This is a genomic window from Rhodococcus sp. NPDC055024, from assembly GCF_053608585.1.
The window spans coordinates 1-1,842 of sequence record NZ_JBSGVT010000046.1 but is presented as its reverse complement, the minus strand read 5'-3'; the positions used below and the strand labels follow the sequence as shown (position 1 = coordinate 1,842).

The 1,842-nt window shown below is 59.9% G+C and carries 1 protein-coding gene and 1 rRNA gene; both read left to right on the top strand.

The window, feature by feature from the left end; genetic code table 11:
* Positions 1-91 (top strand): 5S ribosomal RNA (gene rrf / locus ACWF6P_RS31740); the annotation flags it as partial.
* Positions 92-377: 286 nt separating this feature from the next.
* On the top strand, positions 378-1,802 hold the full coding sequence (locus ACWF6P_RS31735; RefSeq protein WP_317557097.1) for an aldehyde dehydrogenase family protein: 1,425 nt from the start codon (positions 378-380) through the stop codon (positions 1,800-1,802).
* The last annotated feature ends 40 nt before the right edge of the window (positions 1,803-1,842 follow it).

Sequence of the window (1,842 nt, the reverse complement as noted above, 5' to 3'; positions counted from 1 at the left end):
GCCCGGTCCCATTCCGAACCCGGAAGCTAAGCCCTTCAGCGCCGATGGTACTGCACTCGACAGGGTGTGGGAGAGTAGGACACCGCCGAACACAAATTTGAGAAAGCCCCCCAACCATTCGTGGTTGGGGGGCTTTCTCGTACCCAAAAACACCCCACCCACTGCGAACGAACGGCACTTCCGTCGCCTCTAGCGAGATGAACGTACCGTTCACCCGATCATTGAAAAGCGTGCGCCCACCGCAAGTCTCGTCAGTCGAGCGCCAATCGCGCCACCAACCTGCCACGGAACTCGTCGAGCGTGGCTAGGCTCGGAAGAGGTGCCCGTGTGATCGGGCCCACCTCATCTGTGCACGCGTGCTGACTACGGAGGCTTCGATGACCGATATTCTCGACCGCACCAAAATCTATGTTGATGGCGCCTGGATCGAATCTACTGGTAGCGGTCGGATCGACGTTCTCAATCCGGCTACGGAAGAGCTGATAGGAACTGTCGCCGAGGGCACTGTCGAAGATGTCGACGCGGCCGCGAAGGCAGCACGAAAGGCTTTCCCCGCTTGGTCTGCACTTTCTGGCGGCGAGCGCGCCGAATATCTTTCCAAAGCTGCTGCGATTATTGCCGAACGTACCGATGATCTTGCGGCGCTGGTTTCGCAGGATATGGGCATGCCGATCGGATTCGCAAAGCCCGTACAAATCGGAATGCCGCTGGCGAATTTGAATGCATTTGCTGAATTGGCCCGCACTTATGATTTCGACGCACACGAGGTCGGGAATTCGCTGATTGTTCGCGAGCCGGCGGGTGTTGTCGGCGCTATCACTCCGTGGAACTTCCCGCTCCATCAAGTTGTCTTGAAGGTTGGTGGTGCACTCGCCGCGGGCTGCACCGTGGTTCTCAAGCCCACCGAGGTTGCACCTCTCATCACGTACGCTCTCGCCGACATCTTCGACGAAATTGGTTTGCCTGCAGGTGTATTCAACCTGGTGAGCGGCTATGGCCCGGTAGTGGGTGAAGCCATCGCCGGCCACCCCGAGGTCGATATGGTTTCCTTCACCGGATCGACTCGGGCCGGCAAGCGAGTGGCCATCGTTGCTGCGGACACCATCAAGAAGGTCTCGCTCGAACTGGGCGGAAAGTCTGCGAACGTCATTCTCGATGACGCCGATCTCGAAAAGGCAGTCACGGATGGCGTCGCAAAGTGCTTCATCAATTCGGGCCAGACCTGTTCGGCGCTGACGCGTATGTTGGTTCCCGCCGAGAAGGTGGATGAAGCAGCGGCAATTGCTGCTGCGGTGGCCGCTCATTTCCAGGTAGGTGATCCGACTCAGCCGACTTCGGTGCTCGGACCGCTGGTGAACGCGAATCAGCTGGGACGCGTTCGCGGATACATCGAGAAGGGTGTGGCCGAGGGCGCTACCGCGGTTGTCGACGGTCGCGAAACCGGATTGGCCAGTGGGTATTTCGTCGGGCCGACGGTGTTCGCGAACGTGACCGAGGATATGACCATTGCGCGCGAGGAGATCTTCGGACCTGTCCTTTCGATCATGGGCTACAAGGACGAGGCCGACGCAGTGCGGATAGCCAACGGGACCGAATACGGTTTGGCCGGCGGAGTCTGGTCAGGTGACCCCGATCGCGCGGATCGCGTCGCACGGCAGCTGCGGGCCGGGCAGGTCGAGGTGAACGGCGGAGCCTTCAACACCAATGCGCCGTTCGGTGGATACAAGCAGTCGGGTGTCGGACGCGAGGCCGGCACATTCGGGCTCGAAGAGTTCCTCGAGATCAAGGCAATTCAGCGTTAGTCGTTCGAGAATGGCGATGCTCCCGTACCAAGTACGGGAG